The sequence below is a fragment of the Brevibacterium ihuae genome (assembly GCF_900184225.1).
Lineage (GTDB): Bacteria > Actinomycetota > Actinomycetes > Actinomycetales > Brevibacteriaceae > Brevibacterium > Brevibacterium ihuae.
This window is the reverse complement of sequence record NZ_FXWZ01000003.1, coordinates 295,197-308,339: the sequence shown is the minus strand read 5'-3', so window position 1 is coordinate 308,339 and position 13,143 is coordinate 295,197. Positions and strand designations below refer to the sequence as shown.

The window sequence follows — 13,143 nt, the reverse complement described above, 5'->3', positions numbered from 1 at the left end:
AGGAGATCCCCGATGGTCCGCCGCCCTTCCCGCCCCGGCGAGCGCCGGCGCCGTGCGCGCCTGCGACGCATCCTCGTGCTCTCCCTCGCAGGGCTGCTCGTCCTCGTCCTCGTGCTCTCCGGCGTCGCGGCCTGGTCGGTGGTGCGGGCCTTCCCGCAGTCCGCCGGCGACCTCGACGTCCCGGGTCTGCAGGACACCGTCGTCGTCCAGCGCGATGGGCACGGGATCCCGACGATCACCGCGCGGACCGCAGACGATCTCCTCTTCGCGCAGGGGTTCGTCCACGCGCAGGACCGCTTCTGGGAGATGGACTTCCGGCGCCACATGACGAGCGCCCGGCTGTCCGAGCTCTTCGGCGAATCCCAGCTCCCCACGGACGCCTTCCTCCGGACCCTCGGCTGGCATCGGATCGCCGAGGAGGAGGTCGACGCGCTGCCCACGGACGTGCGCGACTACTACGAGGCCTATGCCGACGGCGTCAACGCCTACCTCGCTGAGCGCTCCGGGGGAGGTCTCGCCCTCGAGTACACCGTGCTGGGCCTGCAGAACCGCGGCTACGAGCCCGAGCCGTGGACGCCGGCGGACTCCGTCGCCTGGCTCAAGGCGATGGCGTGGGACCTCCGCACGAACATCGAGGACGAGACCGCTCGTGCGCTGCTCACCGGGCAGCTCGACGCCGGGCGGCTCGACGACCTCTATCCCGGCTACCCCTTCGACGAGCACCCGGTGATCATGGCCGAGGACCCTGCCGGCACAGGCGCCGAGGTCCCGCCGCCGGCAGAGGACGCACCCGCCCGCCCGGGCACGGACGGGGCCGCGACGCGCCCGTCCGCCCCGGCCGCGGCGGAAAGCGGTGCGCGCGCCGCGGGTCCGGCTGCTCCCGGAGCCGCCGCCTCCGGCCAGGCGTCGCTCACCGCCCTGCTCACGGAGGTCGATGGCCTCGTCGGCGGCGCCGGCGAGGGCATCGGCTCGAACTCCTGGGTCGTGGCGGGCGAGCACACCGCATCCGGGGCTCCGCTGCTCGCCAACGATCCGCACCTCGGCGCCTCGCTGCCGTCGGTGTGGACGCAGATGCAGCTGCGCTGCGCGGAGGTCACCGCGCACTGCCCGTTCGACGTCGCGGGATACAGCTTCTCCGGACTGCCAGGGATCGTCATCGGACACAATCGCGAGATCGCCTGGGGCTTCACCAATCTCACCACCGACGTCGCCGACCTCTACATCGAGCGCGTCGACGCGGACGGGTACTGGCGCGACGGGGAGAAGGTGCCGTTCGACACGCGCGAGGAGACGATCCGGGTCGCCGGGGGCGAGGACGTCGAGATCGAGATCCGCTCCACCGCCCACGGTCCGATCATCTCCGGCCTCACCCCGGAGTTCACCGCGATCGCCGAGGCGCCCCCGGGGCAGGAGGGCGAGGAATCGCGCGAGCGGACGGACGGGGAGAGCGCCACGTGGGGCGGGGAGCACGCGGTGAGCCTGCGGTGGACCGCACTCGACGCGGGAACCACGGCGCAGGCGATCTTCGCCCTCAACCTCGCTGCGGACTTCGCCGACTTCCGCAGTGCCGCACAGCTGTTCGACGTCCCCGCCCAGAACCTCGTCTACGCCGATACCGACGGCAACATCGGCTACCAGGCGCCCGGACGGCTGCCGATCCGCGGAGCAGGGGACGGCTGGCTGCCGCAGCCGGGGTGGGACAGCGCCTACGACTGGCAGGGATTCATCCCGTTCGCGGAGCTGCCGGCGGAGTACAACCCGACATCCGGCTACATCGTCACCGCGAACAACGCGATCGTCTCCGACGAGTACCCCCACCTCCTCAGCCGCGATTGGGACTACGGCGACCGGGCGGACCGGATCGTCGCCCTGCTCGAGGACGCGATCGACGCCGGATCCGTCACCGCGGACGATCTCGCCGCGATCCACATGGACTCGGCCTTCCCCGCCGCTGCCGTCCTCCAGGAGGCCTATGCCGCGGTGAGCGCGGACGACGCCGAGGTGCAGGCCGCTCTCGACCTGCTCGCCGGATGGGACGGCGACAACGGCGCGGACTCCGCCGCCGCCGCTTTCGCCAACGTCCTGTGGAACCGGGTCACCGCGGCGATGGTGGCCACGCAGGATGCGGAGATCCCACGCGACGACCAGTCCCGGTTCGCCCTCGTGCTCGAGCGCGAGCTCGCCGACCCCGGTTCCCCGTGGTGGGGCGGAGATCGCGAGGAGCTGCTCCGCACCGCGGCCGAGGAGGCCTATGCCGAGATCGTCGACCTCCAGGGGTCGGACCCGGAGGACTGGAGCTGGGGAGAGCTCCACGCACTCACGCTCGTACACGGCACCTTCGGGGAGAGCGGGATCGCCCCGATCGAAGCACTCTTCAACCGGGGACCGTTCCCGGTGGGCGGCGGTTCCGGTGTCGTCAACGCCACCGGCTGGGCGCTCGACGAGGGCTACGCGACGGAGACGGTGCCCTCGATGCGGATGGTCATCGACCTCGCTGACTGGGACGCGTCGACCTGGCAGAACCTCACCGGGGCGAGCGGCCACGCCTTCCATCCCCACTACACCGACCAGACCGAGGGCTGGACGACGGGCGAGCAGTACCCGTGGGGCTACACCGTTCCGGCGGTCGACGCCGCCGCCGAGGACGAGCTCACGCTCCGTCCGGGCTGAGCGCGCCGCCGTCGGACCCGGGCGTCAGCGCGGGTGCGGGCAGCCGTCGGGAGCGCGGTGGGTCCGAGACCGATCGGCCGACCGAGAACACTGCGTACGGCCCGTCCGGCTGTCCGCGGCGAGCGAGGTGCCCCGAGAGCCGCGCGCGGGTGTCCGGGCAGTCCTTGAGCTCCGAGTGGACCGCGACCCGCAGGCCGTGCCGGGCGAGGACGAGCCACAGCCGCAGCAGCTCCCGCCCCTGACGGAGACCGACCTCCGCGGATGCGGCCGGAGAATCGGGCCGCACCGGATCGGCGCGGGTGCTGAGGACGATCCGGGTGGGAGGCGGGTGCAGGCGCCCGGCCGCGCTGCGCAGGGTGCGCAGGCCGGGGACCGTGCCGAGGTCGTCCACCGCGGTGAGCGCCGTGCGTGCGAGCGGCTGCGTGCGGGCGAGGAGCCGCGCGGTGCGCGGCGAGGTGCGCGCGCCGGCGAGCGGGGCGAGGACGCGGACGGCGCGCGGCAGGCGCAGGCATTCCGCGGAGAGCCCATCGCTCGCCGTGTCGTGCGGATCGAGACGCAGCCAGCGCAGCGTCTCCGCCGCCATCTCCGGCGAGGAGAGGACGTGGGTGGAGGCCTGCGTCCGGAGTGCGGAGAACAGCGGCTCCGGCACGGCGGTGATCACCGTTCCGGGAACGAGAACCGCAGCCTTCGCGAACGCTGTCTCGAGTGCGCGCTCGGCGGCGGCCAGCCGCCCGCGGTCGACGCGCCGGGCGCGCAGCTCCGCGACGGAGAAGTCCCCCGGGCCGTCCGCCGGGACGAACGCGCACTCGACGGTGAGATCCGGCCCGCTGCCCTCGGTCGATCGCATCCGCAGCTCCCAGCCCGAGGCGCGCGCGGCGATCGCGAGCGCCTCGAGCCAGCACCCGAGCGAGAGGTGGAGGTCCTCATAGGCGGGGTCGGCCTCGGGCAGGGTGCGGGAGCGGTCGACGGCGAGGAGCACCCCGGAGGCGGTGAGCCGCGGCAGCCACGGCTGGGTGTTGTGGGCCGAGGGCGCGCATCCGGCGATCGCGACCCAGCGTGCGCGGAGGGCAGGCGGCGGGCCGCTCACGGCACCGCCCGGACGTAGTGGGCGAGCCCGTGGAGCGGCCTGCCGCCGGCGTGGGCGAACACCGCTGAGGATGCCGGGTTGTCGCGGCCGATCGAGGTCACCCGCAGTCGTCGGTAGCCCCCCGCGGCGAGGTTCGCGTACACCTCCCGGAGCACGAGGGAGAGGAGACCGCGGCCCGTGTGCTCCGGGTCCGTGCCCTGGATGAGGAGGATCGCGTCGCATCCCCGCCGGCCGTGCGAGGCGAGGAGGTCCGCGGCCGCCCGCGGTCCGAGCCGGCCGTCGTGCCGGCGGAGCACCGCTGTGGGGTCGGGGACGACGAGGGCGAAGCACCGCGGAGGCGCATCCGCGGGATCGTCGAGTCCGTCCGCGGCGACGATGAGCGCGGGGTCCATGAGGAGCTCAAGACCGGCGGTCTGCCCGGCCATCTGCGACGGGGTGATCGGGGTGTAGTAGGGGAGTCGGGCGAACGCCCGATTGAGGGTGGGGAGCAGGCGGCGGACGAACCGGCGGGTGGCGCACCCCGGCGCGGGCGGCCTCGGCGGCGGTGGGCGCCGTGGCGCGCGGGGCGGGGACGTCGGCGAGGTCGACGATCCAGGTGTCGGCCTCGGCCCAGCGGGAGAAGTCGTGCGTCTCGTACGTCCGCGGCACGTCCGGCGGGTTCCACGGCGAGTCGAAGAACCCGGGCGCCTCGAACCCGGAGGTGACCACCGCGCTCGTGACGTTCGGCAGCGGGGACACCGGGCCGAACAGGTGGGTGCACCCCGCGGCGCGCGCTCGTGTCTCGAGAGCGGCGAAGAGCTCGCCGGCCGCGGCCGCATCGGCGAACTCGACGGCGCCGAAGCACAGGGCGCGGACCTCGGGACCGAGGGCGCTCGCCCCGGTCGACAGGCGGATGTCGAGGGCGGGAGAGCGATGCGCGGTCGTCCGGCCGGTGACGGTGCCGCCGGTCCGGGCGAGGAGGAGCTCGATCGGCTCGGGGTACCACGTGCGCCCGGAGTGCCACGACCGGATCTCCGAGCGCAGGAGCGGCACCCGCGATCCCGCGGTGCCGTCCGCGGCCGCGAGCCGGGCGGGCAGGTCGAGGAACGCCGCGAGGTCGCGCCGCGTCCGCACGGTCCCGATGCTCATGAGCGGGCGCGGGAGGCAGCGGCCGGCAGCGCGGTCGAGGGGGATCCGGCGGTCTCCTCGGTGAGCGGCGAGAACGTGTCGATGAGCCCGAGCGCGCTGTCCTCGGCGCGGAACTCGCCGTTCGTGTATCCCCACTCCTCGGCGGCGAGGATGCGGATGAAGCCGCCGCGGGCGGGGGAGGAGTCCCCGTCGCCGACGAGCCAGTGCATGATCGTGCGGTGCTCGGGCGTGCGGGCGAACCGCATGAGGTCGTCCCGGGTGGCGAAGGCGACGACGAGCCCGATGCGGTCGGGGAACTCGTAGTAGCTCCGGTGCCAACGGTAGCCGGGGGCGCGGCGCAGCGCGCGGGCGAGCGCCGGCCAGCGGCGCAGCTGGCCGAGCATCGCGAGCGGGCTGCGGTAGCGGTTGCAGCCGAGGAAGATCGATTCGGCCCGCGCCTGCGGGGGTCCGGCGGAGAAGTCGTTCGTGCGCATGGCTCAGGCCTCCAGGTAGACGTTCTTGATCTTCGTCGAGCGGCGGGAGAACGGACCCGTCCCGTGGTCGTGGATCCGCACGCGCAGGTCGGCTGCGGTGGGATCCTCCTCGAGCGACTCCGCGAAGTCCCGCGACACCGATCTCAGGTGGGCCACGACCCCGGCCCGCACGGTGTCGGCGAGCGCGGTGCGGTCCGCGGCGGAGAGGGCGGCGTCCGGTTCGGTGTCGGGGTCGCGCAGCTCGAGGTGGAGGGTGGGCCGCTGCTCGAGCTCGCCGACGTCGTCGAGGCTGATCCGGAACCCCTCGATGAGGTGGGCGCGCGGGTTGTCGGCATAGATCCCGTTCTCGACGTCGAGCGGGTAGATGTTCGCTCCCATGTAGGAGATCGTCGAGTCCGAGCGGCCGAACAGGAGGACGAAGGGGAGCTTCATCCGCTGGCGGCGGAACGCCTCCGAGCAGGCGCGGGCGAGCTCCGGGTGGCCCCGGGTGAGCTCGACCATCGTCGGGAAGTCGATGAGCCGCGCCTCGTCGCCGATGTTGTAGCGCAGGCGCGGGCTCATCACCGCGGCCGAGTTGATGGTGACGACGAGCTCGCCGTCCGGGGTGGTCTCGAGGAAGGTCTCGAGCGGGTTGTACTGGAACACCATGGGGGTGCGGGCCTCGTCCGGACCGAGCACCCGCGCGCGGAATTCGGGGTCGTCGGCGAGGGCGCGGCGGATCACCACCGACAGATCGGACTCCCCGGCCATACCGATCGTCAGGTCCGAGGCGCCGTACCCGGAGTACACCCGTGCGAAGCGCTGCTCGAGGTGGTCGCGCAGGCCCTCGGTCATCGCCTCCCCGCCGACGAAGCCGTTGAGCGTGTAGGCGTCCCACGCCTCGGGCTCGGCGGCCATCCGGTCGACGACGTGCTTGAGGAACGGCGGGTACGCGCTGATGAGGTACGTGAAACCGGGACCGAAGTGCCGCAGGGTGTCGAGGATCTTGTCGAGATCCGGGCCGGTGTTCTTCACCATCGCGACCTTCGCCATCGCCTGTCCGGTGTTCGTGCCGGTGGCCCAGGCGCCCATCGAGAAGGCGTTGATGCAGAACAGGTTCTCGCTGCCGAACAGCATGGTGACGTAGCCGGCGACGTTCTTGTGGACCGTGTGGAGCTCCTTCTTCGAGCGCATCCAGTTGAACGGGGTGCCCGAGGAGCCCGAGGATTCGTCGACGACGGTCCCGGCGAGCTCGATCTCACCGTTCCAGCAGCGCTCGGCCTCCGGGTAGACGCGCACGTAGTCGTCCTTCGAGGTCGGGGTGTAGCTGTCGAGGTCCCACCACGCGAAGGAGTACCCGGAACGCGCGAGGTGGTCCTGGTAGGCGGGGACGTCGAGGCTCGCGTGCTGGCAGATCATCCACGCGTTGAGGCGGGCGAAGCGCTCGAGCGAGGGATGGTAGTGCCGGGCGGTGAGCCGCCAGATCGCCGGGTGGACGCGATAGGCCCCGTAGGCCGTGGTGAGCCCGGCGTTGGCGAGGCGCAGGAGCGCCTGGCGCGCGAGGTTCACCGGTCCGCGGCGGATCGGGAGGGTCTGCAGAGGAGTCGAGGTCATGCCGTCACGCTAATCCGCCGGCACAGCGGTGCGGAAGGGCGGAGCGGCGGATGTGGCGGGTTCGGTACACCGCGTTCCGGTGGCGGAACAGGGGCCCGGACCGTGCGGATCAGCGGAAGACGACCGTCCGTCCGCCGTCGAGGATGGCGCGGCCCTGCGCGTGCCAGCGCACCGCTCGGGCGAGCACGGAGGCCTCGATCTCCTGGCCCTGCTGCACGAAGTCGGCGACCGGCTGGGCGTGGGTGACGCGCGCGACGTCCTGCTCGATGATCGGGCCCTCGTCGAGGTCGCTCGTGACGTAGTGGGCGGTCGCGCCGATGATCTTCACCCCGCGGGCGTGGGCCTGGTGGTAGGGGCGCGCGCCCTTGAAGCTCGGGAGGAAGGAGTGGTGGATGTTGATGACCCGCCCGCGCATCCGTTCGCACACCGTCGGCGAGAGGATCTGCATGTACCGGGCGAGCACGACGAGCTCGACGTCGAGTGAGTCGACGAGCTCGAGCAGCCGGGCCTCGGCCGCGTCCTTCGTGTCCGGGGTGACGGGCACGTGGTGGAAGGGGACGCCGTGGAAGTCGGCCATCGGGGCGAGGTCGGTGTGGTTGCCGACGACGCCGACGATGTCGATCGGCAGGGAGCCGGACTCCTGCTGGAACAGCAGGGTGTTGAGGCAGTGGCCGGCCGTGGACACCATGACGAGGGTCCGCTGCCGGCGGCTCGCGGGGTGGAGCTCGAGGTCCATGGAGAGCCGCCGCACGACGGGGGCGAGCGCCTCCCGGATGACGTCCTCGCCGGCTGCGGTGCGGAACTGGAGGCGGAGGAAGAACACCTCGGTGTCGGGGGAGCCGAACTGCTGGGACTCGGTGATCGTCGCGTCGATGTCGACGAGCACCCCGGTCACGGCGTGGACGATGCCTCCGCGGTCGGGGCACGAGAGGGAGAGGACCCATTCCTGGTCTGAGGTCATGCGCCCATGATAGGGAGGTCCTGCCCCGCCCGGAGGTCCGGGTCCGGTGGGCGGACTTGCCTCCGGGATCCGGCCCGTGCGGACGGTGGCGGACCGGTGGAACTCGACTAGGATTGAGGCCGAGCGGACGGTCAGCCCGCTGCGCCGTCGCATCCCGCACCCTCGCTGCAAGGAGTCCCAGGAATGAATGAAGCACCCGATTCGATGACCGCCTCGCTCGGTTCGATCGATCCGGAGATCGCGGCAGTCCTCGATCAGGAGCTCGCCCGCCAGCGGGACTACCTCGAGATGATCGCCTCGGAGAACTTCGTGCCGCGCGCGGTGCTCCAGGCCGCCGGCTCGGTGCTGACGAACAAGTACGCCGAGGGCTACCCCGGCCGCCGCTACTACGGCGGGTGCGAGGCCGTGGACATCGCGGAGAACCTCGCGATCGATCGCGCGAAGACGCTCTTCGGCGCCGAGTACGCCAATGTCCAGCCCCACTCGGGCGCGTCCGCGAACGCCGCCGTCATGCACGCCTTCGCCCGTGCCGGCGACAAGCTCCTCGGCCTCGACCTCGCCCACGGCGGCCACCTCACGCACGGGATGAAGATCAACTTCTCCGGCCGCCTCTACGACATCGCCTCCTACGAGGTCGACCCGGACACCTACCGCATCGACATGGACGTCGTGCGGCAGCGCGCCCTCGAGCACCGGCCCAAGGTCATCGTCGCCGGCTGGTCGGCATACCCGCGGCAGCTCGACTTCGAGGCGTTCCGCCAGATCGCCGACGAGGTCGGTGCGGCCCTGTGGGTCGACATGGCGCACTTCGCCGGGCTCGTCGCCGCCGGTCTCCACCCGAACCCGGTGCCGCTCGCCGATGTCGTGTCCTCCACCGTCCACAAGACGATCGGCGGCCCGCGCTCGGGCTTCATCCTCAGCCGGGATCCGGAGCACGCGAAGAAGCTCAACTCGGCGGTGTTCCCCGGCCAGCAGGGGGGACCGCTCATGCACTCGATCGCGGCCAAGGCCGTGGCCTTCAAGCTCGCCGGGACCGACGAGTTCCGCCAGCGCCAGGAGCGCACCCTCGAGGGTGCGCGCATCCTCGCCGAGCGGCTGCTCGCCTCCGACGTCGCCGAATCCGGCGCGACGGTGCTGTCGGGCGGCACCGACGTCCACCTCGTGCTCGTCGACCTCCGCAATTCGCAGCTCGACGGGAAGCAGGGCGAGGACGTCCTCCACGAGGTCGGCATCACGGTGAACCGCAACTCGGTGCCGTTCGATCCGCGTCCCCCGATGGTCACCTCGGGCCTGCGCATCGGCACCCCGGCGCTCGCCACCCGCGGCTTCGGCGCGGCGGAGTTCACCGAGGTCGCCGACATCATCGCCGAAGCGCTCAAGCCCGGCCCCGACGTCGAGGCGCTGCGGTCCCGGGTCGCCCGCCTTACCGCGGAGTTCCCCCTCTACGACGGACTGGAGCAGTACTGATGACCGCGCAGATCCTCGACGGCAGGGCAGCGGCGGCGGCGATCAAGGACGAGCTGCGCACCCGGGTCGATCGGCTGCGCGAGGCCGGGGTCGTCCCCGGTCTGGGAACCGTCCTCGTCGGTGAGGACCCCGGATCGCAGTCGTACGTCGCCGGCAAGCACCGCGACTGCGAGCAGATCGGCATCCGGTCGATCCGGAAGGACCTCCCGGAGTCGATCAGCGCCGAGGACCTCGATGCCGTCATCGACGAGCTCAACGCGGATCCGGAGTGCACCTCGTACATCGTCCAGCTGCCGCTGCCGAAGCACATCGACACCGATGCGGTGCTCGAGCGGGTCGATCCGGACAAGGACGCCGACGGGCTGCACCCGATGAACCTCGGCCGTCTCGTGCTCAACGCGAACCGGCCGATCACCTCGCCGCTGCCGTGCACGCCGCGCGGCGTCATCGAGCTCATGGAGCGCAACGGGATCGAGCTGCCGGGCAAGCACGTCGTCGTCGTGGGCCGCGGGGTGACCGTGGGCCGCTCGATCGGCGCGCTCCTCACCCGGCGCGAGTACAACGCGACCGTCACGCTCACGCACACGGGAACGCGGGACCTCGACGCGGTGCTCCGCACGGCCGACGTCATCGTCGCCGCCGCCGGCTCCGCCCGCCTCGTGTCGCCCGCCGCCGTCGCGCCGGGCGCCGTCGTGCTCGACGTCGGGGTCTCGCGCGAGGAGGATCCGGAGACCGGCAAGGGCCGCATCGTCGGCGACGTCGATCCCGCGGTGGCCGAGGTCGCCTCGTGGATCTCCCCGAACCCCGGGGGAGTGGGCCCGATGACCCGCGCGCTGCTCCTCCGCAACGTCGTCGAGATCGCCGAGCGCCAGGCCGGCCTCGCCTGAGCCCGTCCGCGGGGACCGCGGACGGGGTCAGGCGGTCGGTCCTTCGGATCGGGCTGCACGCCGTCCGTCCCGGAAGGACTCCAGCGCGCCGTCCTGGTCGCTGACCTGCAGGTCAGCGACCAGGACGGCGCGCTGTGATCATCCGACGCCGCTGCGCCGCCGCGAACCGCCCGCACCACGGATGATGGGTGAGGGCGGTTCGGGCGTCAGAGCTTCATGTGGAACAGCACGCGGGCGAGGCCGGGGCCGCCGTAATCGCTGATGAGCTCGGCTTCGAAACCGAGGGAGGAGTGGAAGGAGATCGCGTCGGTGTTCTCCGGCACCGTCGTCGCCTCGACCTCGTCCTCGCCCAGCCGGCGCGCGCGCTCGATGAACGCCTCGTAGAGGCGACGACCGATGCCCTGGTGGCGGAAGTCGTTGTGGGCGGCGACGAGGTGGATGTACGACGGGCCGTCCTTGGGGAAGCAGCCGAGCAGGTATCCCACGATCTCGTTGCGGAAGCGGGCCACGAGTCCGCCGGACGCCATCTGGCGGAACCAGTACGGATCGTGCTCCTCGCTGAGATCCTTCTCGCCCCAGAAGTCCTCGGACTGCTCGACGAGGAAATCATGGAGCTCCATCGCGTCGATCTCGTCGAGCGGGCTGATGGTGAGCTGTTCCAGGTCGAATGTCGACCGCTCATCGGTCATGGCGTCCTCCTCGGGGTGCGATGGTGTGAGCTCAGTCTACGTGGTCCCCGGCGGTTCGAGCAGGCGTCTCATCCTCCGTGCGAGGATTGACCCATGATGCGAATCGCGACAGTCAACGTCAACGGGGTGCGCGCCGCGTGGCGCAAGGGGATGGAGCCGTGGCTCGATGCCGCCGGCGCCGACATCGTCACCCTGCAGGAGGTCCGCGCGACCGACGAGATCGCCGCCGAGGTGCTCGCCGGCACCGGCTACGCCGTCCACAGCGCGGAGGCGGAGGCCAAGGGCCGGGCCGGCGTCGCCGTGCTGTCCCGCATGCCTGCGGCCGAGGTCCGGGTGGGAATCGGCGAGGAGTATTTCGCGCGCTCGGGGCGCTGGATCGAGTCCGACTTCCGGCTGACCGACGGCAGCTCGCTCACCGTGGTGTCCGCCTACGTGCATTCGGGCGAGGCCGGGACGCCGAAGCAGGAGGACAAATATCGGTTCCTCGACCGGATGATCACCCGCCTGCCGGAGCTGCAGGCCTCCGCCGACCACGTCCTCGTCACCGGCGACCTCAACGTCGGTCACACCGAGCTCGACATCAAGAACTGGAAGGCGAACCGGAAGAAGGCGGGGTTCCTGCCCGAGGAGCGCGCCTACTTCGACCGGTTCTTCGGCGAGCTCGGCTACGTCGACGTCCACCGCCGGCTGTCCGGCGAGGTACCGGGACCGTACACGTGGTGGTCGATGCGGGGCAAGGCCTTCGATAACGACGCGGGCTGGCGGATCGACTACCAGATGGCGACCCCGGGGCTCGCGGAGACGGCGACGGCGGCACGGGTGGACCGCGCCGCCGCGTGGGGTGAGCGCTGGAGCGACCACGCGCCCCTCGTCATCGACTACGATCTGCCGGGGATCGCCCCGGCGGGCTGATGCCGTCGGCGATCGCTCGATCCGACGGAAGTGCCGGGGTACCGCGATCGAACGCGGTACCCCGGCACTCCTGGGTCAGGCGGTGGACCTCGGCGGCATCGCCGGAGCCCGACCGTGGCTCACGCGCGGGGGTCGACGAGGATCTTGACGTGCTCCTCATTGTTGTTGATGAGCTGGTCGAACCCTTCGTCGACGAGGCCGTCGAGACCGATCCGGCCGGTGATGAAGGATGCCAGATCGATCTTGCCCTCCTGGACGAGGCGGATCGTCGCGGGATGATCGTTCGCGTAGCCGATGGTGCCGCGGAGATCGATCTCCTTGAGTACGAGCGAGGGCATGTCGACCTCGGGCTTGTGGCCCCAGATCGACACGTTGACGATGACCCCGTTCGGGCGCACCGCGTCCATGAGCGTGTCGAGCACCGCGGGGACGGAGCTGCACTCGAAGCCGACGTCGGCTCCCGCGCCGTCGGTGAGCTCCCTGACCCGGTCGGCCACGTCGACCTCGCGCGGGTCGAAGACCTCGTCGGCGACTCCGGTCTCGCGGGCCTTCTGCTTGCGCGCCTCGCTGAGTTCGGAGATGTACACGGTGAGTCCCTCGGCCTTGAGCACCGCGGCGGTGAGCAGACCGATCGGGCCTGCACCGCCGACGAGTGCGACGTCCCCGGATCCGGCGCCGCTCCGGACGTAGGCGTGATGGCCCACCGAGAGGGGTTCGATGAGGGCGGCCTGGTCGAGCGGGATGTCGCCGACCGGGTGGACCCACCGGCGCTCGACGACGATCTTCTCCGCCAGTCCGCCTCCGCGGCCTCCCAGGCCGATGAAGTTCATGTCGGGGGAGAGGTGGTAGGAATGGCCCGGTCCCACCTCGACGTCATCGCGGATGATGTAGGGCTCGACCACGACGCGCTGACCGACCTCGAGATCGGTCACGCCCTCACCGAGCGCGGTGATGGTGCCGGAGAACTCGTGGCCCATCGTCACCGGGGCCTCCTCGCCGGAGATCGGGTGCGGCGACCCCTTCGGCGGGATGAAGATCGGTCCCTCGAGGTACTCGTGCAGGTCGGTGCCGCAGATTCCGCACCAGGCGACGTCGATGGCGACGTTCCCGGGGGTGAGCTCCGGCTCGGGGATCTCCTCGATCCGGATGTCCTTGCGATCGTAGTAGCGGGCAGCCTTCACGGCGCGTCTCCTCTCGAACAGCGGGCGGCACGGTCCGTGCCGCTCCTCCACCTTATCGAAGACCGCGCCGGGTGGTCGGCCGCACCGGCCCCCGC

The 13,143-nt window shown here is 71.6% G+C and carries 12 protein-coding genes; 4 read left to right on the top strand and 8 right to left on the bottom strand.

The window, feature by feature from the left end; all coding sequences use genetic code 11:
• Positions 1-12 precede the first annotated feature (12 nt).
• A complete protein-coding gene (locus C1A17_RS06770; RefSeq protein WP_101652098.1) occupies positions 13-2,670 on the top strand; it encodes a penicillin acylase family protein in 2,658 nt (885 codons plus the stop codon).
• Here C1A17_RS06770 and C1A17_RS06765 read toward each other — a convergent pair.
• The 6 genes from C1A17_RS06765 to purU all read right to left on the bottom strand — a co-directional run bounded on the left by C1A17_RS06765 (position 2,651) and on the right by purU (position 7,912).
• Positions 2,651-3,757, bottom strand: a complete 1,107-nt coding sequence (locus C1A17_RS06765; protein ID WP_101652096.1) for a hypothetical protein — start codon at positions 3,755-3,757, stop codon at positions 2,651-2,653. The genes C1A17_RS06770 and C1A17_RS06765 overlap by 20 nt on opposite strands.
• A complete protein-coding gene (locus tag C1A17_RS06760; protein WP_101652094.1) occupies positions 3,754-4,182 on the bottom strand; it encodes a GNAT family N-acetyltransferase in 429 nt (142 codons plus the stop codon). Before C1A17_RS06760 ends, C1A17_RS06765 begins: the two co-directional genes overlap by 4 nt.
• Positions 4,157-4,885: a hypothetical protein gene (locus C1A17_RS06755; RefSeq protein ID WP_101652092.1), complete on the bottom strand. Its 729-nt coding sequence runs from the start codon at positions 4,883-4,885 to the stop codon at positions 4,157-4,159. Before C1A17_RS06755 ends, C1A17_RS06760 begins: the two co-directional genes overlap by 26 nt.
• Positions 4,882-5,358 (bottom strand): hypothetical protein, encoded by a 477-nt coding sequence (locus C1A17_RS06750; RefSeq protein ID WP_101652091.1) that lies wholly within the window; start codon positions 5,356-5,358, stop codon positions 4,882-4,884. Before C1A17_RS06750 ends, C1A17_RS06755 begins: the two co-directional genes overlap by 4 nt.
• A gap of 3 nt (positions 5,359-5,361) precedes the next feature.
• The gene (locus C1A17_RS06745) at positions 5,362-6,951 is read right to left on the bottom strand and encodes a phenylacetate--CoA ligase family protein (protein ID WP_101652089.1); all 1,590 of its coding nucleotides are present in this window, start codon (positions 6,949-6,951) and stop codon (positions 5,362-5,364) included.
• A gap of 109 nt (positions 6,952-7,060) precedes the next feature.
• Positions 7,061-7,912, bottom strand: coding sequence for a formyltetrahydrofolate deformylase (gene purU, locus C1A17_RS06740; protein WP_101652087.1), 852 nt, complete (start codon positions 7,910-7,912; stop codon positions 7,061-7,063).
• 183 nt (positions 7,913-8,095) lie between these two features.
• On the opposite strand from purU, the gene glyA reads away from it, so the two are divergent.
• Together glyA and C1A17_RS06730 are read left to right on the top strand one after the other, a co-directional pair.
• Complete coding sequence (gene glyA, locus C1A17_RS06735) at positions 8,096-9,379, top strand: serine hydroxymethyltransferase (RefSeq protein ID WP_101652085.1); 1,284 nt, start codon at positions 8,096-8,098, stop codon at positions 9,377-9,379.
• A complete protein-coding gene (locus tag C1A17_RS06730) occupies positions 9,379-10,266 on the top strand; it encodes a bifunctional methylenetetrahydrofolate dehydrogenase/methenyltetrahydrofolate cyclohydrolase (protein ID WP_101652083.1) in 888 nt (295 codons plus the stop codon). Before glyA ends, C1A17_RS06730 begins: the two co-directional genes overlap by 1 nt.
• A 206-nt stretch (positions 10,267-10,472) precedes the next feature.
• On the opposite strand, the gene C1A17_RS06725 is transcribed toward C1A17_RS06730, so the two are convergent.
• Complete coding sequence (locus tag C1A17_RS06725) at positions 10,473-10,955, bottom strand: GNAT family N-acetyltransferase (RefSeq protein ID WP_101652081.1); 483 nt, start codon at positions 10,953-10,955, stop codon at positions 10,473-10,475.
• Between the two features lie 93 nt (positions 10,956-11,048).
• Here C1A17_RS06725 and C1A17_RS06720 point away from each other — a divergent pair, with 93 nt between their 5' ends.
• The gene (locus C1A17_RS06720; protein ID WP_101652079.1) at positions 11,049-11,867 is read left to right on the top strand and encodes an exodeoxyribonuclease III; all 819 of its coding nucleotides are present in this window, start codon (positions 11,049-11,051) and stop codon (positions 11,865-11,867) included.
• Between the two features lie 119 nt (positions 11,868-11,986).
• Here C1A17_RS06720 and C1A17_RS06715 read toward each other — a convergent pair whose 3' ends face one another.
• Positions 11,987-13,048: a 2,3-butanediol dehydrogenase gene (locus C1A17_RS06715; RefSeq protein WP_101652077.1), complete on the bottom strand. Its 1,062-nt coding sequence runs from the start codon at positions 13,046-13,048 to the stop codon at positions 11,987-11,989.
• Between the last annotated feature and the right edge of the window lie 95 nt (positions 13,049-13,143).